This window comes from Streptococcus sp. HMSC065H07 (assembly GCF_001837325.1).
GTDB classification, from domain to species: Bacteria; Bacillota; Bacilli; order Lactobacillales; family Streptococcaceae; genus Streptococcus; species Streptococcus salivarius_H.
In genome coordinates, this window is record NZ_KV832022.1 from 1 (window position 1) to 238 (window position 238).

Below are 238 nucleotides of genomic sequence, written 5' to 3' on the forward strand. Positions count from 1 at the left end.
ATTATTCTAGTCGATGACGGTAGTGGAGCTGATTTTGCACCGTTATTTGTAATAGCTGATAAGAAAATGTACGAAAATAAAAGTCAAAAAGGAGAACGTCGATGATGTTTCAAGATGTTGTTATTGTCATTCCTGCCTATGAACCTGATGACCGTTTGTTGGAACTTTTGAAAAATATTCGGGATAAGGAAAATCAAATGTTTGACATTATTCTAGTCGATGACGGTAGTGGAGCTGA

General features: G+C 36.1%; 1 protein-coding gene. It reads left to right on the forward strand.

The window, feature by feature from the left end; translation table 11 throughout:
• Positions 1-101: 101 nt before the first annotated feature.
• On the forward strand, positions 102-238 hold a 137-nt coding region (locus HMPREF2637_RS11030; RefSeq protein ID WP_141760009.1), incomplete at its 3' end, for a glycosyltransferase family 2 protein.